This window comes from Mesorhizobium sp. EU05-FHT14A09, assembly GCF_058790995.1.
The window spans coordinates 174,678-200,726 of record NZ_JBYTDF010000012.1 but is presented as its reverse complement, the minus strand read 5'-3'; the positions used below and the strand labels follow the sequence as shown (position 1 = coordinate 200,726).

29 protein-coding genes and 1 tRNA gene are annotated in these 26,049 nt (G+C 61.8%); 25 read left to right on the top strand and 5 right to left on the bottom strand.

The annotated features are described in order from the left end of the window. Positions 1–182: 182 nt before the first annotated feature. Positions 183–259: transfer RNA gene (locus AC3WTO_RS28490), tRNA-Met, on the top strand. Here the strand turns inward: AC3WTO_RS28490 and AC3WTO_RS28485 are convergent. From AC3WTO_RS28485 to AC3WTO_RS28475, 3 genes are all read right to left on the bottom strand, one after another. Beyond that, positions 216–1,874, bottom strand: coding sequence for a recombinase family protein (locus tag AC3WTO_RS28485; RefSeq protein WP_492464303.1), 1,659 nt, complete (start codon positions 1,872–1,874; stop codon positions 216–218). The two genes, AC3WTO_RS28490 and AC3WTO_RS28485, sit on opposite strands and share 44 nt — an antisense overlap. 558 nt (positions 1,875–2,432) lie before the next feature. After that, positions 2,433–2,870, bottom strand: a complete 438-nt coding sequence (locus tag AC3WTO_RS28480; protein WP_492464130.1) for a type II toxin-antitoxin system VapC family toxin — start codon at positions 2,868–2,870, stop codon at positions 2,433–2,435. Next, positions 2,870–3,115, bottom strand: coding sequence for a type II toxin-antitoxin system VapB family antitoxin (locus AC3WTO_RS28475; RefSeq protein WP_492464131.1), 246 nt, complete (start codon positions 3,113–3,115; stop codon positions 2,870–2,872). Before AC3WTO_RS28475 ends, AC3WTO_RS28480 begins: the two co-directional genes overlap by 1 nt. Positions 3,116–3,353: 238 nt before the next feature. Here AC3WTO_RS28475 and AC3WTO_RS28470 point away from each other — a divergent pair, with 238 nt between their 5' ends. The 5 genes from AC3WTO_RS28470 (at position 3,354) to AC3WTO_RS28450 (ending at position 9,191) form a co-directional block, all read left to right on the top strand. Next, entirely contained in the window at positions 3,354–4,313 is a 960-nt protein-coding gene (locus AC3WTO_RS28470) for an ArdC family protein (RefSeq protein ID WP_492464132.1), read from the top strand. Beyond that, positions 4,310–4,666 (top strand): DUF2958 domain-containing protein, encoded by a 357-nt coding sequence (locus tag AC3WTO_RS28465; protein WP_492464133.1) that lies wholly within the window; start codon positions 4,310–4,312, stop codon positions 4,664–4,666. The genes AC3WTO_RS28470 and AC3WTO_RS28465 overlap by 4 nt, the downstream gene beginning before the upstream one ends. 99 nt (positions 4,667–4,765) lie before the next feature. Next, on the top strand, positions 4,766–6,883 hold the full coding sequence (locus AC3WTO_RS28460) for a ParB/RepB/Spo0J family partition protein (protein ID WP_492464134.1): 2,118 nt from the start codon (positions 4,766–4,768) through the stop codon (positions 6,881–6,883). Positions 6,884–6,948: 65 nt separating this feature from the next. Then, positions 6,949–7,977 (top strand): DUF7146 domain-containing protein, encoded by a 1,029-nt coding sequence (locus AC3WTO_RS28455; RefSeq protein WP_492464135.1) that lies wholly within the window; start codon positions 6,949–6,951, stop codon positions 7,975–7,977. Between the two features lie 287 nt (positions 7,978–8,264). Beyond that, a complete protein-coding gene (locus AC3WTO_RS28450; protein WP_492464136.1) occupies positions 8,265–9,191 on the top strand; it encodes a DUF2493 domain-containing protein in 927 nt (308 codons plus the stop codon). Positions 9,192–9,231: 40 nt separating this feature from the next. Here AC3WTO_RS28450 and AC3WTO_RS28445 read toward each other — a convergent pair whose 3' ends face one another. Beyond that, positions 9,232–9,834 (bottom strand): histidine phosphatase family protein, encoded by a 603-nt coding sequence (locus AC3WTO_RS28445; protein ID WP_492558461.1) that lies wholly within the window; start codon positions 9,832–9,834, stop codon positions 9,232–9,234. 496 nt (positions 9,835–10,330) lie between these two features. On the opposite strand from AC3WTO_RS28445, the gene AC3WTO_RS28440 reads away from it, so the two are divergent. From AC3WTO_RS28440 to AC3WTO_RS28380, 13 genes are all read left to right on the top strand, one after another. Further along, on the top strand, positions 10,331–10,657 hold the full coding sequence (locus tag AC3WTO_RS28440) for a DUF736 domain-containing protein (protein WP_492464137.1): 327 nt from the start codon (positions 10,331–10,333) through the stop codon (positions 10,655–10,657). Between the two features lie 179 nt (positions 10,658–10,836). Further along, complete coding sequence (locus tag AC3WTO_RS28435; protein ID WP_492464139.1) at positions 10,837–11,097, top strand: DNA -binding domain-containing protein; 261 nt, start codon at positions 10,837–10,839, stop codon at positions 11,095–11,097. Beyond that, a complete protein-coding gene (locus tag AC3WTO_RS28430; RefSeq protein WP_492464140.1) occupies positions 11,094–11,510 on the top strand; it encodes a transcriptional regulator domain-containing protein in 417 nt (138 codons plus the stop codon). Before AC3WTO_RS28435 ends, AC3WTO_RS28430 begins: the two co-directional genes overlap by 4 nt. A gap of 13 nt (positions 11,511–11,523) precedes the next feature. Beyond that, on the top strand, positions 11,524–11,979 hold the full coding sequence (locus tag AC3WTO_RS28425) for a DUF2285 domain-containing protein (RefSeq protein ID WP_492464141.1): 456 nt from the start codon (positions 11,524–11,526) through the stop codon (positions 11,977–11,979). Positions 11,980–12,112: 133 nt separating this feature from the next. Then, on the top strand, positions 12,113–12,394 hold the full coding sequence (locus AC3WTO_RS28420) for a helix-turn-helix transcriptional regulator (protein WP_492464142.1): 282 nt from the start codon (positions 12,113–12,115) through the stop codon (positions 12,392–12,394). A 16-nt stretch (positions 12,395–12,410) separates the two neighbouring features. Continuing rightward, positions 12,411–13,448 (top strand): replication initiator protein A, encoded by a 1,038-nt coding sequence (locus AC3WTO_RS28415; protein WP_492464143.1) that lies wholly within the window; start codon positions 12,411–12,413, stop codon positions 13,446–13,448. After that, positions 13,445–13,948 carry a DUF2840 domain-containing protein gene (locus AC3WTO_RS28410; RefSeq protein ID WP_492464144.1) on the top strand — a complete coding sequence of 168 codons (504 nt, stop codon included), beginning with the start codon at positions 13,445–13,447 and terminating at the stop codon, positions 13,946–13,948. The genes AC3WTO_RS28415 and AC3WTO_RS28410 overlap by 4 nt, the downstream gene beginning before the upstream one ends. After that, a complete protein-coding gene (locus AC3WTO_RS28405) occupies positions 13,945–14,508 on the top strand; it encodes a S26 family signal peptidase (protein ID WP_492464145.1) in 564 nt (187 codons plus the stop codon). Before AC3WTO_RS28410 ends, AC3WTO_RS28405 begins: the two co-directional genes overlap by 4 nt. 46 nt (positions 14,509–14,554) lie before the next feature. Further along, a complete protein-coding gene (locus tag AC3WTO_RS28400) occupies positions 14,555–14,890 on the top strand; it encodes a DUF736 domain-containing protein (protein ID WP_492464146.1) in 336 nt (111 codons plus the stop codon). Between the two features lie 48 nt (positions 14,891–14,938). Beyond that, entirely contained in the window at positions 14,939–15,616 is a 678-nt protein-coding gene (locus AC3WTO_RS28395; RefSeq protein WP_492464147.1) for a lytic transglycosylase domain-containing protein, read from the top strand. Positions 15,617–15,850: 234 nt separating this feature from the next. Further along, complete coding sequence (locus AC3WTO_RS28390; RefSeq protein WP_492464148.1) at positions 15,851–17,590, top strand: relaxase/mobilization nuclease domain-containing protein; 1,740 nt, start codon at positions 15,851–15,853, stop codon at positions 17,588–17,590. Between the two features lie 23 nt (positions 17,591–17,613). Beyond that, a complete protein-coding gene (locus AC3WTO_RS28385) occupies positions 17,614–19,599 on the top strand; it encodes a conjugal transfer protein TraG (RefSeq protein ID WP_492464149.1) in 1,986 nt (661 codons plus the stop codon). A 5-nt stretch (positions 19,600–19,604) separates the two neighbouring features. Continuing rightward, positions 19,605–20,021 (top strand): CopG family transcriptional regulator, encoded by a 417-nt coding sequence (locus AC3WTO_RS28380; RefSeq protein WP_492464150.1) that lies wholly within the window; start codon positions 19,605–19,607, stop codon positions 20,019–20,021. A 106-nt stretch (positions 20,022–20,127) separates the two neighbouring features. Here the strand turns inward: AC3WTO_RS28380 and AC3WTO_RS28375 are convergent, their stop codons facing one another. Continuing rightward, on the bottom strand, positions 20,128–20,346 hold the full coding sequence (locus AC3WTO_RS28375; protein WP_492464151.1) for a hypothetical protein: 219 nt from the start codon (positions 20,344–20,346) through the stop codon (positions 20,128–20,130). Positions 20,347–20,944: 598 nt separating this feature from the next. On the opposite strand from AC3WTO_RS28375, the gene trbB reads away from it, so the two are divergent. The 6 genes from trbB to trbK-alt are packed head-to-tail and all read left to right on the top strand — an operon-like array spanning position 20,945 to position 26,049. Next, positions 20,945–21,928, top strand: a complete 984-nt coding sequence (gene trbB / locus AC3WTO_RS28370) for a P-type conjugative transfer ATPase TrbB (protein ID WP_129413027.1) — start codon at positions 20,945–20,947, stop codon at positions 21,926–21,928. Further along, positions 21,925–22,248 (top strand): TrbC/VirB2 family type IV secretion system protein, encoded by a 324-nt coding sequence (locus AC3WTO_RS28365; RefSeq protein WP_129413028.1) that lies wholly within the window; start codon positions 21,925–21,927, stop codon positions 22,246–22,248. Before trbB ends, AC3WTO_RS28365 begins: the two co-directional genes overlap by 4 nt. Beyond that, positions 22,248–22,529 carry a VirB3 family type IV secretion system protein gene (locus AC3WTO_RS28360; RefSeq protein ID WP_129413029.1) on the top strand — a complete coding sequence of 94 codons (282 nt, stop codon included), beginning with the start codon at positions 22,248–22,250 and terminating at the stop codon, positions 22,527–22,529. The genes AC3WTO_RS28365 and AC3WTO_RS28360 overlap by 1 nt, the downstream gene beginning before the upstream one ends. Positions 22,530–22,540: 11 nt before the next feature. Beyond that, positions 22,541–24,997 carry a conjugal transfer protein TrbE gene (gene trbE, locus AC3WTO_RS28355; protein ID WP_492464152.1) on the top strand — a complete coding sequence of 819 codons (2,457 nt, stop codon included), beginning with the start codon at positions 22,541–22,543 and terminating at the stop codon, positions 24,995–24,997. After that, the gene (gene trbJ, locus AC3WTO_RS28350) at positions 24,994–25,755 is read left to right on the top strand and encodes a P-type conjugative transfer protein TrbJ (RefSeq protein ID WP_492464153.1); all 762 of its coding nucleotides are present in this window, start codon (positions 24,994–24,996) and stop codon (positions 25,753–25,755) included. The genes trbE and trbJ overlap by 4 nt, the downstream gene beginning before the upstream one ends. A 30-nt stretch (positions 25,756–25,785) precedes the next feature. Then, positions 25,786–26,049 carry a putative entry exclusion protein TrbK-alt gene (trbK-alt, locus tag AC3WTO_RS28345; RefSeq protein ID WP_492464154.1) on the top strand — a complete coding sequence of 88 codons (264 nt, stop codon included), beginning with the start codon at positions 25,786–25,788 and terminating at the stop codon, positions 26,047–26,049.

The following is a 26,049-nucleotide window of genomic DNA, read 5'->3' as shown; positions in this document are numbered from 1 at the left end:
CAATGGTACTTCGTCTCAAGACGCGGGAGAGTAGGTCGCTGCCAGGTCTGCTAAATGCACGTAATAATCTTCTCTTTTCATGTCGTAAGCCCCGCCAAACGGGACTTCGGGGCCGCGAAAGCGGCCTTTTCATTTGGCGAGGTGGAATTTTGGTAAGCGAAAGCTTATCTTTACATGGTTGACGCGGGATGGAGCAGCCCGGTAGCTCGTCAGGCTCATAACCTGAAGGTCGTAGGTTCAAATCCTACTCCCGCAACCATCTTTACTTGCGAAAACCCCGCCCTTCCGGCGGGGTTTTTCGTTTGGACGGAAAGCGTAAGGATTCCAGCTAGATCGCCCTGGATTTCGATTACGAGCTGTCCACCCTCAGGCCTAAGAACAATTGCCTCGATGAGGGAACGGATAGCCTCGGCTGCTTCCATCCGTCTGTCTTCGGATTCGTCTTGCAGTGTTTCGTGCAGGTGCTGGATGCGGATCCGGTACTGTTGGGCCATCGCCGGATGCAGGAGGGGCGGCGGTTCGTCGACCGTGGCGAGAAATGACGTAAGCTCTTCCTTGCGCGCGCGCACCTTGTCACCACGCGCTTTGACGTCTTGAATGGAAAGCGCATCGCTCAGATAGAGATCCATGAGTTTTTGGACCTCTTGTTCGAGGTTCATCAGTTCGGCTTCGGCTGCAGCAATATTGGTGCGGCTTTCCATGCGCAGGCGGTTGGTCTCTTGCGTGTAAGCATCACAGAATTCCGCGAAAAGATCCGGATCCAGCATGCGTGTCCGCAGCGCATTGAGGACACGCGCCTCAAGCTCGTCGCGCCGAATGTTAACCCTATTGGCACAGGTCCCTTTGTTGCGCGCGTTCGAGCACCCCAGCAGCGTGGCTGAGATCGTCGAATAGCCACCACCGCAGTGTGCGCATTTGAGCAACCCCGACAGCAGATATCTTGGACGTCGCCGGGAGCTGATCACAGAGAAAGCGGCACTCTCCGTGTGGTCTCCCGCTACGGAATTCCTGGCTTGCCGGGTCTTCACAGAGTTCCACAACGCATCGTCGACGATGCGCAATTCAGGCGTTTCCTGAACGACCCATTCGGATTCGGGATTTGGACGTGCTTGGCGCCTGCCCGTGTCTGGATCTTTTATGAAGCGCTGACGGTTCCAAACCAGCTTCCCTATGTACATCTCGTTGTTGAGAATGCCGTTCCCACGCTTGAGATTGCCGTTGATAGTGCTGAAGCCCCAGTCTCCGCCGGAAGGTGCTTTGATTCCCTCCTGATTGAGCGCGGCAGCAATCGCCTTTGCGGATTTCCCCGTGGAGTAGTCTTGGAAAATCCTCCGGACCACATGCGCTTCGAACTCATTGATGCATCGGTCCCCGCGGACCGGTTCGCCGCTTGCATCGTATTTCTTTACGACGTCGTAGCCGTAAGAATTGCCGCCGCCGGATTTGCCCGCTTCGATGCGTCCGCGCTGGCCGCGTCGCGTCTTGTCGGCCAAATCTTTTAGGAACAGCGCATTCATCGTGCCTTTGAGGCCGACGTGGAGTTGGGTGACTTCACCCTCTGATAAGGTGATAATCTTCACATCCATGTAGGACATGCGCTTGAAAATGCCCGCGATGTCCTCCTGGTCGCGAGAAAGACGATCCATCGCCTCCGCGAGGATGACTTTGAAGCGGCCGCGCGTTCCATCCAAAATCAGCGACTGAATACCTGGCCGAAGCAGAGAGGCCCCGGAGATCGCGTGATCTGTATACTCGTCAACAACTTGCCATCCCTGCTTTTCGGCGTGCAACCGGCACAGTCTCAACTGGTCAGCAATGGAAGCGTCACGTTGGTTGTCGGAGGAGTAGCGAGCGTAAATAGCGGCCTTCAACACACTACTTCTCCTGCCTTCAGGAGTTCTTTGATCCGCGCGTCGGTCTTTGTATATCGAAATTCTGGCGTGCCAGTTGTCTGCCAAGCAGCCGGGCCAGTCTTACGAGACGGGGATCTGGTTCGCCCCGCGCCGTGAAGGTGAGTTCCTGCGCTTCGCCTGGCATCGCCTCGATCAACTGCTCGCGCTCGGCTTGCGAGATTGTATTCAGTTTGCGGACTCTGTGAACCATGAGAGCTAGGTTTCACAGAAAATCGCCCATAAACAACGTGAATATTGAGCGAACGATTGACGACGTTTGGGGCTCGATATGGTGTTCTGGAGTGCTTCTGCGTGCGACTACGTGCTACATCGCAGTAATATAACCTATGGAAGATGCTATAAGACTGGGTCATGAAAGCTCCGAAGTCCACTTCTCTTCATATCATGAGAAAGCAGTCCGTCTTTCGTTGTTGCAGGAATGCGGGAATCCTATTCCGATCAGGCATAAATGAACTGATTTCTATTTCGCATATACGTTACGCGGTGTAAATCTCTCATAGCGGGGCGGACGGTTGGCTCCTAGGCAATTTCGATATCTGTTTTCGAAAAATCGTGACCGATGAATAAAATTGGCAAGCGATTTTCTTTTGCACAGGCATAGACAAAACAATCGCCAAAATTCAGTCGAGCCGGATGGGCAACAACTTTGCCATATATTCGAGCTGCGTCTAACGCGCTACGATGAGTCTGGCCGGAGATTGCGATCTCGCGTACCTTCAAGATCGACAAGAGTTCGGCCACGTCCTGTTGAGCCTCGTTGATAAATTCTGCCGGTACCGGAGCATCCTTGCCGAGCTGTCGATTGGCGGCAATCCGAGCGAGGCTGATCACTGCCTCGAACACTGTCAGCGACGAACAAAAGACCGGCTTGGTCGCATTTTCAAGCTTGGCCAACATATAACTGGCCTCTTGTTCGTCCGCGAGTATTGCTACAATCGCGGAGGCGTCGAGATACATTAATTGCCCCACATTTCGTCGGTGAATGCTTTCATGTCAAACGGTTCCGTCTTTGGGCCGAGCCGCGCTGCGACCCGGTCCTGAATCTTTTTCACACGCTCCTTCAACGGTACGCTTTCGCGTGAACGCTCGATCTCATTTTGAAGTGCTCGGCGCACGGCTTCGGTCTTGTTCGGTGCCCTGGTAAGTTTTTGAACCGTCTTTGCTAAATCATCGACGGTGCTGTCTTTTATGAAGAGAGCCATGATGTTCCTGTGGATATTTGTTCTCGGATATCCCGATATCTTATCAGGATATCCGCAAGAGGCAAGGCGAATCGAGACGCTTGTGGAGCTGAAACTGCCGTACTTCCATATCGCCTGGCGCTTCTGCCAAAGAAGGCTCTCAGGGCAAAAGCATACGAGAGGAAGAGTTCGGGTCGGATTGCTGTGACGGGTTGGTAGCTGGGAGAGCGGCTCTCGGCGCCCGTCGCGGAGATCCGCGATGTCCAGGAAAACTGCTTTCGCTCGCGCCGGACAAAACCGGGCGAGCCTGTATGACGAAATCACCGACAAGATCATCGCAGAACTGGAGGCCGGGCGCGTGCCCTGGGTCCAACCTTGGGGAACAGCGGCTGCCAATGCAACGGTCGCCATACCGCAAAACGCTGCTACCGGCAGGCCGTACTCAGGGATCAACATCTTGCTTCTATGGGGCGCGGTCATTGAAAGAGGCCTTCCCTGCCAAAGCTGGCTCACGTTCCGCCAGGCGTTGTCGCTTGGCGGCAATGTTTGCAAAGGTGCGCGCGGCACGACTGTTGTCTATGCGGATCGCTTCGTGCCGGACAACGAGAAGCGCCGTGCTCGTGAGGCAGGCGATGAGGCCCGGGCCGTCCCGTTCCTGAAACGCTTCGTCGTGTTCAATGCAGCACAATGCGAAAACCTGCCGGCTGACATTACAAGCGTCGCGCCGCCGACACCCACCGCCCTGATCGAACCTCGGGTCGAAGCGCTCATCTGTGCCACCCGCATCGACTTCCGCATTGGCGGCGACCGTGCATGCTACATCCCGGCCCTCGACTGTGTGCAGGTCCCACCGCCGCAGGCGTATTTCGAACCAATCAACTGGCACCGCACTGCGCTCCACGAACTCGGCCACGCGACAGGCCACGCCTCCCGCCTGGCACGCGACATGACATGCCAATTCGGCTCCAGACAGTATGCTTTCGAAGAACTGATTGCGGAGATGACGTCAGCCTTCTGCTGCGCGTCGCTCGGCATCGTGCCCACCGTGCGTCACGCAGACTATATCGGCTCCTGGCTCGATGTCCTGCGCGAAGACAATCGCGCTATCGTGCGCGCTGCGTCGCATGCGAGCAAATCAGCGGACTGGCTTCTCGCTTTCCTTCCCGAAGATGAAACCGACACCGAAGTTCATCTCAACGCCGGCAGGAGGGTGGCATGACGCTGATCACGCCCGAACAGCGCATGCGCCTGCTTGCAAACGGCTGCATGCGCGATGTGGATCACGCTCCGCTGGTCAAACTTTTCAACCCCATCGGCACCGGCGTCTGGCTGGTGACCGAACTCGCCACGGATGAAGATACGCTGTTTGGCCTGGCCGATCTTGGCGAACCCGAATTAGGCTCGTTCAGCCTTACCGAAATCAGCGCGGTACGCCTGCCTTTCGGTCTGGGTATTGAACGTGATCTCACCTTCGCGAGCGCCTTTCCGTTGTCGGTCTGGACGGAGGTATCACGTCGCACCGGCAGCATCCGCGCAGCCGAGCAGCTGCTGAAGACGTTGGGGTCCGCCTGACCGGCCGGCCTGGGAGAAGAGTCAGAGCCGGGATGGTCTTTTGTGACGGGTAGGAGGTCGAGAGAGAGGCTCTCGGCCGCCCGTCGCGGAGTAACCCCGATGGCTGCTGGAAATAAGAAAATAACCTTGTCGTCCTCACGCGACATTCCCTTCGACAAGCTGGTGCTGAGCCAGTCCAATGTCCGCCGGATAAAGGCCGGGATTTCGATCGACGATCTGGCGGCGTCGATCGCCAGGCGTGGACTCATCCAGAGCCTGAGCGTCACTGCCGTGGTCGACGACAAGGGCCAGCCGACCGGCATGTTCGAAATCCCGGCCGGTGGCCGACGTTACCGGGCGCTCGAGCTTTTGGTGAAACAGAAGCGGCTTGCTCGCAATGCGGCAGTGCCCTGCGTCGTTCACGAATGTGACGGCGCGATCCTTCCCGAGGAAGTTTCATTGGCCGAAAACATCGAACGCGCGCCGTTGCATCCTCTCGACCAGTTTCGCGCCTTCCACCAGATGCGTTGCAAGGGCCTGACCGAGGAGGACATCGCGGCCGCGTTCTTTGTTTCAGCCCAGGTGGTCAAGCAGCGTCTTCGCCTCGCTTCGGTCTCGCCAGTGCTTCTTGACGTCTATGCTGAGGACGGCATGACGCTGGAGCAACTCATGGCATTCACCATTTCCAGCGATCATCTTCGCCAGGAAGAGGTCTGGAGTGCGGTCAAGGATGCGTGGTCGAAGGAGCCCTACCAGATCCGGCGCATGCTGACCGAGTCAACGGTGCGCGCGTCTGACAAGCGCGCCGTGTTCTTAGGACTAGAGACATACGAGGCTGCCGGCGGCGTCGTCCTGAATGACTTGTTTCAATCCGACGATGGCGGATGGCTGCAGGACGCGGCCCTGCTTGATCGGCTCGTCGCGGAAAAGCTGCGAGACGTGGCGGCCGAGCTGGCCGCTGAAGGCTGGAAGTGGGTGGAGGCGGCTGCCAACTTTCCCTTTGACGTCACGCGCAATCTGCGTGCGCTTCGCGGCGAGCCGCTCGACCTGACGGAGGACGAGCGCGCTGCGGTCGACCTGCTGAACGCCGAGTATCGGCAGTTGGAAGCCGAACACGAGGGCGTCGAAGAGCTGCCGGACGATGTCGACCAGCGTCTCGGGCAGATCGAGGCTGAACTCGCCACCTTCGCGGCTCGGCCAGTTCGTTTTGCACCGCAAGACATCGAGCGTGCGGGCGTCTTTGTCACAATTGCCCACAGTGGCGGGCTCGATATCCAGCGCGGCTACGTCAGGCCCGAGGATGACTTGGAGCCGGAAACCGATGAACCAACGGGCGCGGACGGAGATAGAGATCACCCTGGGCGAAGTGCTCAGGGCGCTCTCATCACGATTGATGGACATTCGAGCCAAGGCGAGGGTGACGACGAGAAGATCAAACCGCTTCCGGATCGTCTGCTCGCGGAGTTGACAGCTCATCGCACGCTGGCGCTTCGCAATGCGGTCGCCGGCAATCCCCAGGTCGCCCTGACGGCGCTTCTGCACAAGCTGGTCTGCGATACGTTTCTGCATCGCAGTCAAAGCGGCTCCCTCGACGTGACCGTCCGGCATGTGTTCTTCCCGTTCCAGGATGAAACCTTGAAGGACAGTGCCGCCGCCCGCGCGCGGCATGAACGTGACGAGAGCTGGGCCAACGACATCCCCGATGACGACGATGCGCTGTGGCAGTGGCTTGCCGGTCTGAACAATGACTGCCGAATGGCCCTGCTCGCCCATTGCGTCAGCGATGGCGTCAATGCGCTTTACGAAAAGCCCAACCCCTATGGCGCCCAGGGCCTGTCGCAGAGCGGGCTTGAGAGACGGCTCCGTCAGGCAGATCGTCTGGCGCGCGAGACCGGTCTGGACATGGCCGAAGCCGGCTGGCGGGCTTCAGTCGGAAACTATCTCGGCCGCGTGAGCAAAGCGCGAATCCTTGAGGCCGTACGCGAAGCCTCGGGCGACCAGGCCGTCCAGCGCATAAGTCACCTGAAGAAAGCTGACATGGCCGAGGAAGCCGAACGGCTGCTTGCCGCCTCGGGTTGGCTGCCGGAGCCTCTGCGCACACCACCCGCAGCCGCCGAGGTCGTTTGCCAGCCCTCTATCGACGATGTCGGGGAAACGGCGGCCACAGGCGATAAATCGGCTCTGGGCGATTTCGACAACCCGGAAGACGATCCCGCTCACGCGATCGCCGCCGAATGAGCCACCGGCACTTGCAAGACGCGCCCGCCGGTGACGGCGGGCGTTTGTCTGTGATGGAGGCAATCATGGGTGATACGCCGCATGAATTGGCATGCAGCCTTGCAGAAAGAGCTGAAGCGGTGTGCCGGCACTATCTTTCGAATGGCCGCCGTGTCGGACGTTACTGGCTGGTTGGCGACGTGCGCAACGCCCCCGGGCGGTCGCTGTATGTGCGCCTTGTCGCGTCGCCCCGGGCAACTGCCGGAAAATGGGTCGACGCCGCCACCGGCGAGCATGGCGATCTTCTCGATGTGATCAGGGAAAACTGTGGCTTTGCCGCCTTCAAAGATGTCGCCAACGAGGCCCAGCGTTTTCTGGGCACCTCAGATTCTGAGGCCACACCGACGGCAAACCGGATGATTGCGGCGGCACGTGACACGCCATCTTCGGCCCGTCGTCTGTTCAAGCTATCGCAGCCGATCGTCGGCACGCTTGCTCACGCCTACCTGCAGCGTCGCGGCATCACGCAGCTGTTGGGCACTGCCAGCCTTCGTTTCCATCCGCGCTGCTATCACCGCCCTGAGGACGGACCGTTCGAGACGTGGCCAGCGATGATTGCTGCGGTCACCAATCTCGATGGCGATATCACCGGTGTTCATCGCACCTGGCTCGATCCGCACGGCCTCGACAAGGCGCCAATCGACACACCGCGTCGAGCGATGGGGGACCTGCTTGGCAATGCGGTGCGCTTCGGCTCCGGTGGCGAGGTCATGGCTGCCGGGGAGGGCATCGAAACCGTGCTTTCAGTCCGTCAGGTCCTCGCCGATATGCCAGAGCTGGCAGCGCTCTCTGCAGCGCATCTCGCAGCCATCCTGTTTCCCGACACGCTGCGGCGGCTCTACATCCTTCGCGACAACGACCCTGCTGGCGAGAGCGCACGCGATCGCCTGGTCGAACGGGCCAGCGGGGCCGGAATTGAGGCAATCGTCCTGTCACCTTGCCTCTCCGATTTCAACGAAGACCTGCGCAATCTCGGTCTTGAAGCCTTGCGCCGTCACATCAGCAGTCAGATCGCGCCCGCGGATAGTGTCCGCTTCCTGTCGCGGGCACGGTGAGCTGGCGGTTCGAAGCGGAAGGCGGGATCGCCTTGTGTGGACCAATCCATCTCGCTTAGGCCCTGCGTCCCGGTCTTGAAGAGACGCGATGTGCCCACAGACCGGCCGGCCCCGCAATGGCTGCGGCCGGCTATTTTCCGTGGCCCTGCGGGCCTTCCACCGCGAAACAAAATAGCCCGCCGCAACCATCCTTCGCTGCGCTTCGGCGGGGTGCGTGACCGGCCAACCTGGGGGCTTCCGCTCTGTCAAGACCGCAGCGGTCGCGGTCCAACCCAGGGAGTTCCACCATGACGAGCGGTCACGCCCACTTCGAGCCTCCTCATCAATCGTCGCCAACCGAGCATGTTCTCAACGAACTCCAACTTCATGGCTACCGGCCATTTGCCGATGAGCCCGACCAGCGACATCTGCCCGACGGCAGCGCAGTCACAGGTGCCGTAGCGGACATCTTCGACGCCCTGATCGCGACGCTGGCCGACACACGCCTCGAGCCCGATCTGGATGAACTCCTCTGGTCGACCGTCAATCTCTTCCACCGCGCCGCTGAACGGGCCGGCCGCGAACTGGACGACAACGAGCTCGCCCAGAGGCGCTCTCAACGGGAACAGGACGGCAGCGAGGTGAAATCAGTCGATCTCGAACGCCTGATCGCGAAGGGTCGTACGCTGATCGAGCGCCAGGATGCATTCGAGCTGATGCGGGATCAAGCCGCCGAGCATTTCGAACGCCATGCGGGCAAACCCTGGTTTCCGCGCAACGGCTCCAAGGTCAGTCACCGCGATCTGACTTCCGCCATCATCGAAAGTCGCGACTTCCTCATGGCCAAGAGGCGTGCCGAACAGGAGGTGCTGCTCCCGAACGGACCGAAGATCATTGTCACCGGTGGCCTCGATTTCAACGATCATCACTTGATCTGGGCAAGGCTCGACCAGGTGAAATCCAGGCACCCTGATATGGTGCTGGTCCATGGCAAATCGCCAAAGGGCGCCGAGAAGATCGCCTCGCTGTGGGCAAGGAACCGCAACGTTCCACAGATCGGATTTGCTCCGGACTGGACCCGTCACGGGCGCGCCGCACCGTTCAAGCGCAACGACGAGATGCTGCAGATCATGCCGAAAGGCGTGCTGCACTTTCCAGGCACCGGCATCAACGACAACCTTGCCGACAAGGCAAGGAAGCTCGGCATCCCGGTCTGGAGGACCGTCGGCGCATGAGCGCCGATAACTGAACAGGCTCGAAATCCGACGCCGTGGACTATTTCAAATGGGTGGTGTCGGCGAGGCTCACCACCGCCCGGTTGCGCCAATAGCCATCTTGCTGGAGATGGGTGATGCTTCCGGGGCTTGCCCGAAAGCTGACATGTCCACAGGCCTCGATCGGCATCCTGATCCAGGCGGCCACCACAAACGTCAAAGCGAAGCCGTGCGTAACGATGATCTGCGTCTCACAAGGACGCTGCGAAATCTCGCCAACGCACTGAAACACGCGTTCGGCGAGCTCTCGACGGGTCTCTCCGTTGGCAATCCCGCCGCGGTGGTCAAGCCGATCGTCGTCCGGCGGAGGTATTTGGCGTTCATCGAGCCATGTCTGCGGTTTCCCTTCGGCAGATCCGTAGCTCATTTCCCGAAGGTCGCCTGTCAGCTCAAGAGGGCACTGCAGACGAGCGGCGATGATCCCGGCAGTCTGGGACGCGCGAAGCAGATCGGAACTGAAGATTTCCGCGGAGCCCACGCCCAACCAGGATGCCAGATGCTCCGCCACCTTGCTTGCGTCATACCGGCCCTGTTGGGTCAAACCGGTATCGTACCAGCCACCGACCTCCCTCTCGATGTGATGAAGCGACTGGGTGTGCGTGATGACAAAGAGGTTCTTTATGAGATTGCGAAGCCCAGATGTGTTCGCAGCCTGTTATCCTGGTCTTGGAACCCTTCCCACCGAATCCCTGTTGTCGACCATCCACGGAGCTAGCGGCGGCTTTGTCTCAAAAGCGTGGTGGACGCCGAAGAGGCATTCAACTGCGAATGCGCGAGCGCCAAGGGACGGCAAACTTACGTGCCGGCCACTGGCGGACCATGGGCGCCAACGCGTCGTTTCCAATGGCTGTCCAACCGCTCCTTTCGGCCTGTTCAATGGCGTGATCTCGCCGAAGCCGGCTGGCGCCTCGACCTCCTGAACGCAACAGCGGCGTCGCACTTTCTTCCCCTGCCGGCTTCGCCGGCATTCCTCGCGAGGCAAGAAAGTCCTCCTTGGCTGTCATGCCCCTTTTGGGGTGCGTCGTCGTTCGCCTTCGGCCTTCCGATCGCCATCGAGGCCGCAATGGTGCGGGTTCGAACACCAAAAACGGAGACTGACAATGGCCACCATCGGTTCCTTCAAGAAGGCCGGATCGAACGAATTCACCGGCGAAATCGTCACCCTCAGCGTTCGCGCCAAGAACGTGCGCATCGCCCCCGATACCCGCGCCACCGGCGACAACGCTCCAAGCCACCGGGTCCTGGTCGGACGCGCCGAAATCGGGGCCGCATGGTCCAAGCGCTCCAGCGAGGGCCGTGACTATCTGGGTCTCAAGCTCGATGACCCGAGCTTCAACGCTCCCATCTACGCCAATCTCTTCGACGACGAAGACGGCGACACCTTCTCATTGATCTGGTCCCGTCCGACGAGCCGCCGGGGCGAGTGAGCAAGGACCAGAGGCCCCGACCAAAACGTCGGGGCCTCTTTCAACAAGGCATGCAGCGGCGATCGCAGCGGGGCGCCGATGCGAAATTCGCATCGGGTGATGCCGAATGTCGCCCATTCGAAAGACGCCGTGCTTCGATAGAATGATGCTTCGGACAATCTGGAAACCGTGATGATGCGATGACGGCAGCGTATGACGATAGCGCCCCAACCGGGGACGAACTCACCGACTATGACCGGGAGCATGGGAAGCTGTACCTGCGCCTGCTTGATGCGGAGGCCGATGGCGCCGCGTGGCAAGAGGCCGTCAGCCTGCTTTTTGGAATTGACCCCGACCAGGAGCCGCAGCGTGCCAGGCAGATGCACTCCAGCCATCTGGAACGTGCCCGCTGGATGACGGAGAAGGGCTATCTGCTGCTGTTGCGGCGTGCGCGCGATTGACGCTGTCGTTTAAGGGTGATGCCGGCCGGACAACACCCGATGTCTCGTCAGGGACTTCCGCCATTTTCATCAACCCGCAATTCTGGCTGATCCGACTTGCATGGTTGCGAGGCATTGTGGTGAAGCCAGAGACGTCCCAATGGCGAGATCAGCAGAGCTATGACTATCTCGATACCTTGACGACAGAGGGCCTCGCCTGGGAATATCTTCGACGCTCCCCCGACTATCAAAAACAATACAATACGCTGGTGGCCGAAGGCCTCGACAACGCGCCTTTTGATTTGGCGGCCCAACGGCGCTGGGGGTTGCGATTTCCCGGCGCGACCGGACCTTTCCGCTCTGGCGCAATCGGTATTCTGGTCACGCGCAGTCGATCCGGCCGTTCTTACTCTTGCTGCGGATTTCGAATTTAGGTCCGGGCATCCGATGCCGCCTCCTGAAATCCGGGCTTATCGCAAGGGCCATGAAGGCACCTATGCAGTTTACGACAATGCCGTCCTGACACAGCTTGTCCTGTCTCCCGGTGCCGATCCCGCTGGTCCGCTTGCGATCCTTGTTCCCTTCGACGCCGACACGCTTGGGCGGATCGAAGCCCTGACACGTTTCTGGCGAGCTTGGCAGCGCCAACCCGTTCCACCCGACACGCGCATCACGGCTCAGCGGCGGCGGCGGTTGCGCCTGGTGCTTCGGGCCGCGGACGGTCGCGACAGCGGCGCAAGCTATCGCGAGATCGCGGTCGCGCTCTATGGCGGGCCGCGCGTGGAAGCTGATCCCTGGAAGACCTCGCCGCTCCGGGACACCGTGATCGGGCTGGTCGAAAGCGCTGCGTCACTCATCGCCGGCGGCTATCTTCAGCTTCTCCGTCACCGCCGCCGTCGCTGATGTCGCGCCGTGCGGGGTGGGATTTTAGTCCGCTCAACTTCCCCATCCCCCACAAGATTTCCCTACGCCACCTTGGTCGCCACTGGCCGCCGAACGCCGGCAGTCAGCACTCAAAACACGGAGGCCGAAATCCATGCGATCTGATCTGGCTTTGTTGCCCCCGCGCTATCTGCGCACAAAGGAAGCAGCCGAATTTCTGAGCCTGTCCGCGCGCACGCTCGAAAAACACAGGACCTACGGCACCGGCCCTGATTATCACAAACTTGGCGGTCGCGTGGTCTACGCGGTTGAGGATCTGCAATCCTGGGCAAATCGCGGCTCCGTCACCTCCACCTCCGACCCTCGCGGTTCGGTCCTGCCGGCAAAACGCCATTCGCCGGCGCCGCCGGCGCACGGCGCAAGGCCATCGCGCTGAACGGTGGACCCTCGAGATGCAACCGGTTTCCCAATTCCTCCAAGGGCAATTCGATCCCTTCCGGGCTCTTCCTGGTGAGTTCGCCCCACGCGACGTGCAGGACCTCATGGCCTATCCGTTCTTTTCCCTCTCAAAGTCGCATCGCACCGTGCCCATCGAATTTGCAACAGGCCGTGTCTCGATCCGCGTCGAGGCAGTCCCCGATCACGGCATGGCGACCATATGGGATGCCGACATCCTGATCTGGGCCGCAAGCCAGATCGTCGAGGCGCGCGACACGGGCCTGCGCACGTCGCAGCTGATGGCAGCCACGCCGTATGAGATCCTGAAGTTCGTCGGCCGCGGAACCAGCGCTCGCGACTATCAGCGCCTGAAGGCCGCGCTCGACCGGCTGCAGTCGACGACAATCTGCACGTCGATCCGTCAACGCGCCGAGGGCCGGCGTCATCGCTTCTCGTGGCTCAACGAATGGCAGGAGCGAACGGACGCTGATGGCAATGCCGGTGGCATCGAGCTGGTCGTGCCCGATTGGTTCTATCAATCGGTCCTTGATGATGCGCTCGTCCTGACCATCGATCGTGGCTACTTCGCTTTGACCGGCGGCCTCGAACGCTGGCTTTATCGGCATGTGCGCAAGCACGGCGGACGGCAGCGTAACGGCTGGCGTTTCGACTTCCGACATCTTCACCAGAAGTCGGGTGCCCTGTCTCCGTTCAAGCGTTTTGCATTCGAGCTTCGCGACATCGTCCGCCGCCAGCCTTTGCCCGGATACACACTGTATCTGGAGGTCGAGCTCGGCGGGCGAATTCTGCTTGCCTTTGAACCGGCATTGCCTCCGGAGAAAACCGGGGAAGGTTTCGTGCCATCGGGAACCCGGCAACACGTGCGATCGGGAACCGCAAGCACGTGCCATCAGGAACCGGACCGGCGCCCAAGCGGCTGTCCGGCAAAGGGAATTCGATCCCCTAACTTAGAGTCTAACAGAGAATCTAACATTCGGCCGCGTGCGGGCAGGCGCAAAGCCCGGGTGCAAAGAGAGGACAGGGAGCCATGACCCTTACCTCCGCCGAGCTCTCGCCGGCGCTCTGCACAGACACACTGACAACCGTCGAACTGACCTGGATAGGCAAGAAGCAGGAGCAGTGGATCCGTTTCGGCAATCCGCTCAAGGAGCAGATCGTCGATCGCCAGCGCCGCATCGTCTCCTTTCGGCAGGATAGCGTCTTTGCCTTGATCCGCTGGGCGGCCAACGATTTCGGGACCACCTTGTCCCGCATCGACATCGTGGTTGCGGTAGCGCGCGGCCAGCCGCTGCAAACGCTGCCGACCGTGCGCCCCGGCGGTGAAATCCTGCTGTCGATGGCGAGATGGCCGCACGTCGAGCTTGTCCTCAAGGCGATCGATGCGATCGAACAGGTCGGGATCGACCCCAGTTCCGTGTCGCCCGAGCATTGGCGACACATGCACAACCGAATGACGGCGGGACAGGCGCCGCGCGGCTATTCGCTGCGCCAGCATCACGCCTTTCTCTTGCGCAGGCGGGTCACATCATGAGGGCTGCGGGCATTGTTGTCTCTATCGCTCTGGCAACGATCGCGGTCGCGTGCAGTGCGTTCGATGCTGATCCGAAGCTGATCTGGAATGCCTCGGCAAGTGTGCCTGTCGGCTTCTATGCACTCAGGGGCGGCGGTCCTTATCACGTGGCGGATCTGGTTGCCGTTCGTGTCAACGGACGACTGGCCGACTTCCTTGCGGACCGCGGTTATCTGGGCAGAGACCTTCCGCTGTTGAAACGCATTCTGGCCGTGGGCGGGCAGACAGTTTGCCGGAACGGTTTCGAAGTCGCGGTTGACGGCATCGTGATGGGCAGGGCGCTCGAACACGACCGCGCCGGCCGATCCCTGCCTGTCTGGCAGGGTTGTTGCCGGCTCGCGGCAGATCAGGTTTTCCTCATGAACCGGTACATTCCCGACAGTCTGGACGGCCGCTATTTCGGCATGACGCCGATCGACCGGGTCATCGGTCGCGCACTCCCTCTATGGACCGACGAGCTTGGAAACGGACGCTTCCAGTGGCGAGCGCATGCGCTGAACGCGCGCAGTGATCCCGCATGACGTCGGCACACCAGGTCACCAACCAGCAACAGCACAGGAGATCGACATGACGCAGATCGGAGAATTCACCCGGACCAGCACCGGCTTTTCCGGACGCATTCACACGCTCAGTCTGAAGCTCGACATCGCGCTGGTTGCGACAGAGGAACAAGATGCCGGCAATGCACCGGACTACCGCATTCATGCCGGCAGCGAGGAGGGACCGGAGATTGGTGCCGGCTGGCGCCGATCCAGCGAAAAGGCTGGCGAATACATTTCGATCCAGCTCGACGATCCGGCCTTTGCGCTGCCCGTTCATGCGAAGCTCTTCCGGAACGGCGACGACCAGACGTCCTGGTCCCTGCATTGGTCGCGCCGGCGCATGCGCGGCGACAAGGCGTGACCAATGCCACGCCTGACCCAATCCTGCGACCAGCAAGCAGCGGTTCGCATGTCCCTGAAAGGTCGACGGTCATTCCTGCTTTTGCTCTTTGGCCTGTCCGTGTTTGCCGCACCCGCGACGACGACGATGGCACAGCCGTTGCAGCAACAGCGTTCGTCATTTGCCGAAGCGCATGCGGCGCATATCGCCGCAGCCGCGCAGCGGTTCGGCATTCCGGCACGCTGGATTGAAGCGGTGATGCGCGTCGAAAGCTCCGGAAAGCAGCGTGCGATATCGTCCGCAGGCGCGATGGGTCTGATGCAGATCATGCCGAAAACCTGGGCGATGCTGCGCATGCGTCACGGCCTTGGTTCGGACCCGTTTGCGCCCCGCGACAACATCCTCGCAGGTACGGCTTATCTGCGCGAGATGTATGATCGCTACGGCAGTGTGGACGCCATGCTTGCCGCCTACAATGCAGGGCCCGGGCGCTATGATGAATTTCAGGCGACGCGGCGTCCGCTGCCCACCGCAACGGTCACCTATGTCGCTACCGTCCTTTCCCTTCTCGGCCGCAAATCCATGCTGCTGCCGGCGCAGCGCCGTGCGTCCTCAGCGTCCGACTGGCGTGAGGCAAGCCTGTTTATCCAGGCTGGCGAAGAACATCGTGTGGGCATCAACGCTCGAACGGTCAACGGGATCTTTGCGTCTCCAACCAGTTCCCGTGAGCGGCCATGGAACAGGTGAGTACCGCGCCAAGCCAGGCGTGCTCGTTCGTATCATCGCGCGCGAGAGAGCGTGGAGGACAGGCAACGACCGAGGGATGGCAGGATAAAAGGGCGCACCGTGCGCTTCGGTTGGGGCGTTGTTTTTGTTGGATTTTTTGTGAATTGCCACAACGTGCGGGGATTTCGCGCACCGTGCGGAGTGCGGCGAACGCGCTGGATTTCCTGGTCTTTCCGCACGTTGTGGCGTTCTGCCATGTCCGATGATGGCGAGATCCGCATTCGCCCGGGACGCATGCGCTCGACCCGTGCACAACACGCCAGATCCTTTGTCGCGCAGGCGCTGGCGGCGGCAACGCGGGCCGGTGGCGATGTCTCACGCGCTGCCGGCCAGGCCGGGGGACGACGGTCGCGCTTCGGCCGCGGACAGCGTGCCAGCATCCAGGCAAACCGGCTGGTTTCGTCTCGCAGTCGCGGCGCGGTCATCAAGGCGCGCGTGGTTCGCCATACAGCATTTTCCAGCCCGCTTGCGACGCATCTCGATTATCTTCGCCGCGATGGCGTTACCCGCGACGGCGAGAAGGCCAGGCTGTTTGGACCCGGTGAGGGCGAGGTCGACGACCGTGCTTTCGCTGGCCGCTGCGCCGACGACCGGCATCATTTCCGCTTCGTTGTCTCGCCCGATGATGCTGTGGAGATGTCGGATCTTCGATCCTTCACACGAGATCTTGTCGGCCAGATGGAAAGGGATCTCAACAGCCGGCTAGACTGGGTCGCCGTCGACCATTGGAACACCGAGCATCCGCATGTGCATCTGATCGTGCGTGGCGTGCGCGATGACGGCCAGGATCTCGTCATCTCCCGTGACTACATCAAGGAGGGGATGCGTGATCGGGCGCGCGACCTCATCACGCAGGAATTGGGACCGCGCACCGACCTCGACATTCGACGCACTCTCGAAAGGCAGGTGAAGGCTGAGCGGTGGACGCAGCTCGACCGGCAGATTGGCCGCGACGCCGACAGGGCCGGCGTCATCGATCTTGCTCCGCAACGCGGTCTCCAGCCCGATGCGTTTCATGCGTTCAAGCTCGGCCGGTTGCGCGCTCTTGAAATTCTCGGCATCGCCGCGCAGGTCGGACCATCGCAATGGTGTGTCGCGCCGCAGGCGGAGGCAGTCCTTCGCGAGCTGGGCGAACGTGGCGACATCATCAAGCGGATGCATCGTGGCCTCACCGAGCGTGGCATCGAACGCGCCGCATCGTCATACGTGCTTGCGGGCGAGAGCCTCGGCCAACCCATCATCGGCCGGCTGGTTGAAAGAGGGCTGAACGATGAACTGCGCGGCACGGCCTATGCCGTCGTCGACGGCGTCGACGGCCGCGTTCACCACATCCGGTTTCCTCATCTCGATGCGACGGGAGACGCCGCGCCGGGTGCCATTGTCGAACTGCGCATGTTCGAAGACGGGCGCGGAGAGCATCGCCTGGCGCTTGCCGTGCGGTCGGATTTCGATCTGCCGGCACAGGTCACGGCGGTTGGGGCCACCTGGCTGGACCGCCAGGCGGTCGGTCGTGTGGTGGCTTCGCTGTCGACCGCCGGCTTTGGTGCCGCGGTCCGCCAGGCGCTCCATGAACGAGCCGACCATCTGATCGGGCAAGGTCTCGCCACGCGGCAGGCGGGGCGCGTCGTGTTTGCCCGCAATCTGATCGAGACGCTGCGTGGCCGTGAGCTCGATCAGACCGCCGCAAGGCTGGCATCCGAAACGGGCCTGACCTTTAACGGCACGGAGCCAGGCAAATTTGTCGGTGGGACCTACCGCCAGCGGGTCGCGCTCGCCTCCGGGCGCTTCGCCATGCTCGACACGGGTCTCGGCTTTCAGCTGGTGCCCTGGTCACCCTCTCTGGAAAAGCAGATCGGTCGTCACGTCAGCGGTGTTGTGCGCGGTGACGGTGGCGTCGACTGGAGCTTCACCCGCAAACGCGGAATTGGCCTCTAACTCGAGCAGGGACACGTATTGTCATGTCGGCCACGAAAATCCTCTGGGGTCAGATCGCAATCACTGTCGCGATCGTGTTGTCGACCACCTGGGGCGCAACGCAGTACGTTGCGTGGTGCTTGGGCTTCCAGGCGCAACTGGGGCCGCCATGGTTCGAGCTCGCCGGCTGGCCGATCTACTATCCGCCGGCGTTGTTCTGGTGGTGGTACTTCTACGACGCCTATGCGCCCGATGTTTTCCTGAGGGGCGGATGCATCGCTGTCTCGGGCGGGTTCCTGTCGATTGCGGCGGCGATCGGCATGTCGGTGTGGCGGGCGCGGGAATCGCGGACGGTGGAAACGTACGGCTCCGCGCGCTGGGCCACGAACAAGGAGATCGCGGCGGCGGGCTTGCTCGGTGCCGACGGCGTCGTCCTCGGTCGCCTCGGGCAGACCTATCTGCGCCACGACGGGCCCGAACACATTCTGTGCTTCGCACCGACGCGATCCGGCAAGGGTGTCGGGCTGGTGGTGCCTTCCTTGCTGGCGTGGCCTGGGTCGGCGATCGTTCATGACATCAAGGGTGAGAACTGGCAACTGACCTCGGGATTCAGGGCCAGGCATGGCCAGGTGCTGCTGTTTGATCCGACCAATCCGAAGTCGGCAGCCTACAACCCGCTGCTGGAAGTGCGCCGCGGCGCATGGGAAGTGCGCGACGTCCAGAACATCGCCGACATTCTGGTCGATCCCGAAGGATCGCTCGAGCGGCGTAACCATTGGGAAAAGACCAGTCACGCACTGCTGGTCGGCGCCATCCTCCACGTGCTCTATGCCGAAGCCGACAAGACGCTTGCCGGCGTTGCCGCATTCCTCTCCGATCCGAGACGTCCGATCGAGGCGACGCTCGCCGCGATGATGAGAACGGCTCACCTTGGCGCGGCGGGTCCGCATCCGGTCATCGCCAGCGCGGCGCGCGAACTGCTCAACAAGTCCGACAACGAACGGTCCGGGGTCCTGTCGACGGCGATGTCGTTCCTTGGTCTCTATCGCGACCCGGTCGTCGCCACCGTCACGCGGCGCTGCGACTGGCGCATCGGCGACATCATCGGTGGCCAACGCCCGACAACGCTCTATCTCGTGGTGCCACCCTCCGATATCAGCCGCACCAAGCCGCTGATCCGGCTGATCCTCAACCAGGTCGGACGCCGCCTTACCGAGGACCTGCATGCCCGTGGCGGTCGCCATCGCCTGCTGCTCATGCTCGACGAGTTTCCGGCGCTGGGTCGTCTCGACTTTTTTGAATCCGCCCTGGCTTTCATGGCCGGCTACGGATTGAAATCCTTTCTCATCGCCCAGTCCCTGAACCAGATCGAGAAAGCCTACGGGGCGAACAATTCGATCCTCGACAACTGCCACGTCCGCATCAGCTTCGCCACCAATGACGAGCGCACCGCCAAACGCGTGTCTGATGCCCTGGGTACGGCCACCGAGATGCGGGCGATGAAAAACTACGCAGGCCATCGCCTGTCGCCCTGGCTGGGACATCTCATGGTTTCGCGCTCGGAAACGGCGCGTCCGCTGCTGACCCCCGGCGAAATCATGCAGCTGCCATCCGCCGACGAAATCGTCATGCTCGCGGGGACGCCGCCGATCCGGGCAAAGAAAGTTCGTTATTACGAGGACGCCCGCTTCACGGAGCGGATCCTGCCGCCGCCGGCGTTGGCCGGCGCACCGACGGCTTTGCCCGATGACTGGAGTGCGCTGGCGCCGCTTTCTCCCCCCATCGGGCAGGCGACTGGGATGACGTCCACCGAAGACGAGGATCCGGCCGGTTCCGAACGGCGCCAGCAACCGGAGCTCGCACGGTTGCCGCCGAGCGAAACGGCAATGCCGATGACCAACGAATTCGAGATCGAAGCGCCCGGCGACCTCGAAGACATCGAAGCGGTCCAGAACCGTCGACTTTCGACAATTGGCCAGAACGTTGCCCGGCAGGTCTCGCTCGATCCCGACGACGGCATGGAGTTGTAGGCACCATGCAGCAACGTCCCCGCAAGACGAAGGTCTCCGTCTACCTGGACAGCGATGTCATGGCGATGCTGGCGGACTACGCGTCCCGGCGCAAGCAATCGCTTTCCATGATCGCCGAAGCGGCGGTCGCGTCCTTCCTGTCGCCGGATTCCGACGAGCGGCGGGAGGCTGCGATCGCCAAAAGGCTGGACCAGATCGACAGGCGCCTCAACCGGCAGGAACGCGATACCGGGATTGCCGTCGAAACGCTGGCCGTGTTCATCCGCTTCTGGCTTGCCACCACCCCGGCATTGCCCGAACCCGCCGCCAATGCCGCGCGCGCCAAGGCCGCGGAACGCTACGAGGCCTTCATCACGGCACTCGGGCGCCGGCTCGCCAAGGGGCCCTTGTTACGGCAGGAGATCAGCGAAGACGAGGCGTGAAAATATCCTTGCGGCCGCGCCGGCCGAAGCGATTGCGTTCGGCACTTTGCGGACCGGGTATGCAATAGTCTGAAGGTATGCAACCTGTGCCCCTTGCGCCGAACGGTTAGTGCGGCCTTGCACTGCCCAAGGCGTCGATCTGCGCTATCACCTGTCGCAGATTTGCACTCATTCGCTGATAGTCGCCAAGCCGGCTTTGACTTGTGTATCGCCGCATTCCCTGACCGTTGACCTCGTAGGTCTGCATGGCGCCGCTACGCAGCGCGGTCATCAGCTCTTCGCAATTGTTGAGGTCGTGTTCGAGCTTGTCTCGAAGCTCCTTCATTGCTGCACCTCCTCCACTCACGTTGCTCGACACGATCCTTTTCCGCCCGCAAGATTCAGACCAATGCGGGAACCAGCCAGGACAGAAGCCCTGTCACAACCGTCCCGGCAGCCAGGATGGAAAAGATGAATCTGAAGAAAGCTGTATTGGAGGGCTGCCAATCGTCCCTGACGAATCTTGGCGCCTGAAAATCGCGTTCCTGGATAGACATCAATGGCTCCCCTAGCACTTCGGAACCCTGACACCTGAACCAGTGCGGTCCAGGCGCGGTCCCTAATCCGCATAATCAGCCAAGCGTGTTCCGGTTCCAGATTTGTTGAAGGGGTCGCGGTGCCATCAGCCCGGTCACCAGCGAAGCGGGACTGCAAGGAATGCTCCGCTGTCCACTCAATAGGGGAGAATCGTCTCTCCAAGATTCTCGGCTACCGAAGCGGGCTTGCGACAAATTCAGCGGGGGCCAAACGGAAGCGCTTTCGCCGAACGCCTGTCTTTGCACGCTGGGGTACTACGACGGCCGAAATTTCTTGAAACCAGACGACATGGCGTTTTCTTAATCATCCCCGTCCTGAGGCCAATGAGCGGCTTCCAGCGGGGTGAGATGGTGGCTTCCTACGAAAACACAGACCAGCGCGCTCGCAGCACACGCATGCTGCGCTCCGCCCTGGGAGCATCAATTGGCCGCTTCCTGGATGATCCAGAAGTTGTCGAGGTGATGCTGAATCCCGACGGTCGCATATGGATCGACCGTCTCTCCAAGGGGTTGACCGATACCGGTGAAGTTCTCGCAATCGGCGATGGCGAGCGTATCGTGCGACTGATTGCCCATCACGTCGGAGCCGAAGTCCATTTTCGTGCGCCTCGCGTGTCGGCTGAACTGCCGGAGACCGGAGAACGCTTTGAAGGCTTGTTGCCGCCGGTCGTAACGGGGCCGGCTTTCGCCATCCGCAAGCCCGCTGTCGCCGTCTTCACGCTTGAGGACTATGTCAGTGCGGGCATCATGGATGCCGCGCAGGCAAGAGCGCTGCGCAGCGCGGTTTCCTCGCGCGCCAACATCCTTGTCGCCGGCGGCACGTCGACCGGCAAGACCACACTGACCAATGCCCTGCTGGCCGAAGTGGCCAAGAGCGACGATCGTGTCGTGCTCATCGAAGACACGCGCGAGTTGCAATGCACCGCGTCCAATCTCGTTGCGTTGCGCACGAAGGATGGCGTTGCGACACTGGCTGATCTTGTCCGGTCAGCGCTGCGCCTGCGACCTGATCGCATTCCGATTGGCGAGGTGCGTGGATCCGAGGCTCTCGATCTTTTGAAAGCCTGGGGAACCGGTCATCCCGGTGGGATTGGGACCATCCACGCGGGTACCGGTATCGGCGCGCTGCGCCGCCTCGAACAACTCATCCAGGAAGCGGTTGTCACAGTACCGAGGGCCCTGATCGCCGAGACGATCGATCTCGTGGCCGTGCTTTCTGGCCGCGGTACCGCGCGGCGCCTGACCGAATTGGTCCGCGTCGAAGGGCTCGGTTCCGATGGCGACTATCGCACGACCGAAAGCATACAAAACAGGACTGGAGCTCCGTCATGATCCCGATCTGTCCGCGCGGCCTTCGCCGCGTCATCACCACCGTCTGCGTCAGCCTGCTGTTTGCGCCTGTCGCGCACGCGTCCGGCTCCTCCATGCCCTGGGAACAGCCGCTCCAGAAAATCCTGCAGTCGGTTGAAGGTCCCGTCGCCAAGATCATCGCGGTCATCATCATCATCGTGACAGGCCTGACACTGGCCTTCGGCGACACCTCAGGCGGGTTCCGGCGGCTGATCCAGATCGTTTTCGGTCTCAGCATCGCCTTTGCAGCATCGAGCTTCTTCCTGTCGTTCTTCTCATTCGGTGGCGGAGCGCTGCTGTGATGGCGCTCTCCTTCGAACATCTTGGTGCCGTGCCCGGCTACGCCGTTCCGGTGCATCGGGCACTGACGGAACACATTCTTCTGGGCGGCGCGCCGCGTGCCATCGCCATCGTCAATGGAACGCTCGCGGGTGCCGTTGGTCTCGGCCTGCGGCTTTGGCTGGCCGGTCTGGTCATCTGGGCGGTGGGGCATTTCGCGGCCGTCTGGGCTGCCAGGCGGGACCCCGAATTTGTGGAAACAGGCCGGCGCCATCTGCGCATTCCAAGCCATCTCGGCGTCTGACGGAGCGTCTGATGTTCAACCTTGCTGAATACCGGCGCTCCTCGGCGCTGCTGTCGGATTATCTGCCTTGGGCCGCACTGGTCGGAGACGGCGTCGTCCTCAACAAGGATGGCAGTTTCCAGCGCAGTGCCGCATTCCGGGGACCTGATCTGGAATCCGCCGTTGCAGCCGAACTCGTTGCCGTTGCCGCGCGGCTCAACAATGCGCTGCGCCGCCTCGGGTCTGGCTGGGCGATCTTTGTCGAAGCGCAAAGGCACGAAGCGGCGATCTATCCCGACAGCCGCTTTCCTGACGTCGCCTCGAGCCTGGTCGATGCCGAGCGAAAGGCCGATTTCGAGGCCGCCGGCGCGCATTTCGAGTCCCGGTATTTTCTGACCTTCACCTGGTTGCCGCCGGCAGAGGAAGGCGCGCGCGCCGAGGCGTGGCTTTACGAAGGCCGCGACCATGCCGGTGTGGATGCGCACGAACTGCAACGCGGCTTCGTCGATCGGTCCAACCGCATACTGGCGCTGCTCGATGGCTTCATGCCCGAATGCGCCTGGCTCGATGATGCCGAAACCCTCACTTACCTTCACTCGACCATCTCGACGCAGCGGCAGCGCGTGCGCGTCCCCGAGACACCGATGCATCTCGATGCGCTGCTCGTCGATCAACCGCTGACGGGTGGCCTGAAACCGCGCCTGGGCGATCAACACCTGCGCGTTTTGACAATCGTCGGTTTTCCCAGCGCGACGACGCCAGGCATTCTCGACGAGCTGAACAGCCTCGCTTTTCCCTATCGCTGGGCCACGCGGGCGATTCTGCTCGACAAGGTCGAGGCCACAAAGCTCGTGACCAGGATCCGGCGGCAGTGGTTCGCCAAACGCAAGTCGATCGCCGCGATCCTCAAGGAGGTCATGACCAACGAACAGTCGGTTCTGGTCGATACTGATGCCGCCAACAAGGCCGCCGATGCGGATGCCGCGCTGCAGGAGCTTGGTGCCGACCATGCCGGCCAGGCCTATGTCACCGCCACGGTAACTGTCTGGGACGCCGATCCCCGCATTGCCGATGAAAAGCTGCGGCTGGTCGAAAAGGTCATCCAGGGCCGCGACTTCACCGCGATGACGGAGACCATCAATGCGGTCGACGCCTGGCTGGGCTCGTTGCCCGGCCACGTCTACGCCAACGTGCGGCAGCCGCCGATCTCCACACTCAATCTCGCCCACATGATCCCCCTCTCCGCCATGTGGGCGGGGCCGGAACGGGACGAGCACCTCAAGGCTCCCCCCTTGCTCTACGGCAAGACCGAGGGCTCGACCCCGTTCCGGTTTTCCCTCCATGTCGGCGATGTCGGCCACACCCTTGTCGTCGGTCCGACCGGGGCAGGCAAATCCGTGCTGCTCGCGCTGATGGCGCTGCAGTTCCGCCGCTACGACAACGCGCAGATCTTCGCCTTCGATTTCGGCGGATCGATCCGTGCTGCCACGCTGGCCATGGGCGGCGACTGGCACGACCTCGGCGGTGATCTGACCGAGGCGTCGCAGGACACGGTCTCCCTGCAGCCGCTGGCCCTCATCGAGGCCGTTCCGGAACGTGCATGGGCGGCAGACTGGATCGTCGCGATCTTGCGGCGCGAAGGCATCGCGATCACGCCCGATGTGAAGGAGCACCTCTGGTCGGCGCTGACGTCGCTTGCCTCCGCACCGCCGCAGGAGCGGACCATCACGGGGCTGAGCGTCCTTTTGCAGTCGAACGTTCTGAAGCAGGCATTGCGTCCCTTTTGTCTCGGCGGGCCTTATGGCCGCCTGCTCGACGCTGAACACGAATTTCTCGGTGCGGCTCAGGTGCAGGCCTTCGAGATCGAAGGTCTGGTCGGCACGGGCTCGGCATCGGCGGTGCTGGCCTATCTGTTCCACCGCATCGGCGATCGCCTGGACGGCCGACCGACCTTGCTGATCATCGATGAAGGCTGGCTTGCCCTCGACGACCAGGACTTTGCCGGACAGTTGCGGGAATGGCTGAAAACGCTGCGCAAGAAAAACGCCAGCGTGATCTTCGCCACGCAATCGCTGTCCGACATCGGCAATTCGACTATTGCGCCGGCGATCGTCGAAAGCTGCCCGACGCGTCTTTTCCTGCCGAACGAGCGCGCGATCGAGCCGCAGATCACCGAGATTTACCGCCGCTTCGGGCTCAACGACCGGCAGATCGAAATCCTCGCCAACGCCACGCCGAAACGCGACTACTACTGCCAGTCCCGGCGTGGCAACCGCCTGTTCGAGCTCGGCCTCGGCGCTGTCGGGCTGGCGCTGTGCGCGGCATCCTCGAAATCCGATCAGGCGCTGATTTCGCGCCTTGTCGCCGAGCAGGGCCGCCAGGGCTTCCTGGCCGCCTGGCTGACAGCACGCGGGCAGGGCTGGGCGAGCGAATTCATCGCGGACCTTGCAGCATCCCCATCACCAACCGCTGAGGACATCCGGCCATGAAAAGCCTTTCGTCGAAAACGCGCTCGCTCGTGCTCGCGACAAGTCTGTTTGCACCTGTGATCCTTTCACCCATGGCGATGGCGCCCGCATTGGCGTGGCGCATTGTCTTCGATCCCTCGAATTATGCACAGAACGTGCTGACGGCGGCGCGCAGCCTCGAGCAGATCACCCACCAGATCACCTCGCTGCAGAACGAAGCGCAGATGCTGATCAACCAGGCCCGCAATCTCGCCAGGCTGCCGTTTTCTTCGCTACAGCAGATCCAGCAATCGGTCGCCAGGACCCAGCAGCTGCTTGGTGAGGCGAAAAACATTGCCTTCGACGTCCAGCAGATCGATCGGATGTTTCAGCAGAATTATGCAGCCATTCCGATGTCGGCGACCGAGCAGCAACTCGTCGCCGGCGCGCGCTCGCGCTGGCAAAACACCGTCGGCGGCCTGCAGGACGCCTTGCGCATCCAGGCCGGGGTGGTCGGCAACATCGACAGCAACCGCGGCCAGATATCGGCGCTGATTGGCCAGAGCCAGAATGCGACAGGTGCGCTTCAAGCGGCCCAGGCTGGCAACCAGTTGCTTGCCGTGCAGTCGCAGCAATTGTCGGACCTGATCGCCGTGATTTCGGCGAACGGCCGCGCCGGCGCCCTGACGGAGGCGGAAAGAAGCGCTGCCGCCGCACAGGGCCGGGAGCAGCGGCGTCGTTTCCTCACGCCAGGCGCCGGCTACCAGGCCGGCAGCGCCCGCATGTTCAACGGCAATTGATCGCCAGGGATCAGCCCCATGGATGCCCGAATGCTCATCCGGCTGGCTGCCGTCCTCGCCCTGGTGGCCACGGCGGCGGCTGCAGCACTGGTGCACAAACAGGAGGCGCCGCCGTCACTGGCCGCCCGTCCGTTTCAGGCCGACTGGCAGGCGCTGCGCGAACGGCAAAGGCGCTGCCAGCAGCTCGGTGAAGCGGGCGCTCTTGATGCGGCGTGCCTGCAGGCCTGGGCCGAGACACGCGACCGTTTCCTGCGTTCGGCGCCGAATGCGCATTTGTCCGGCCAGGAGCAGTGA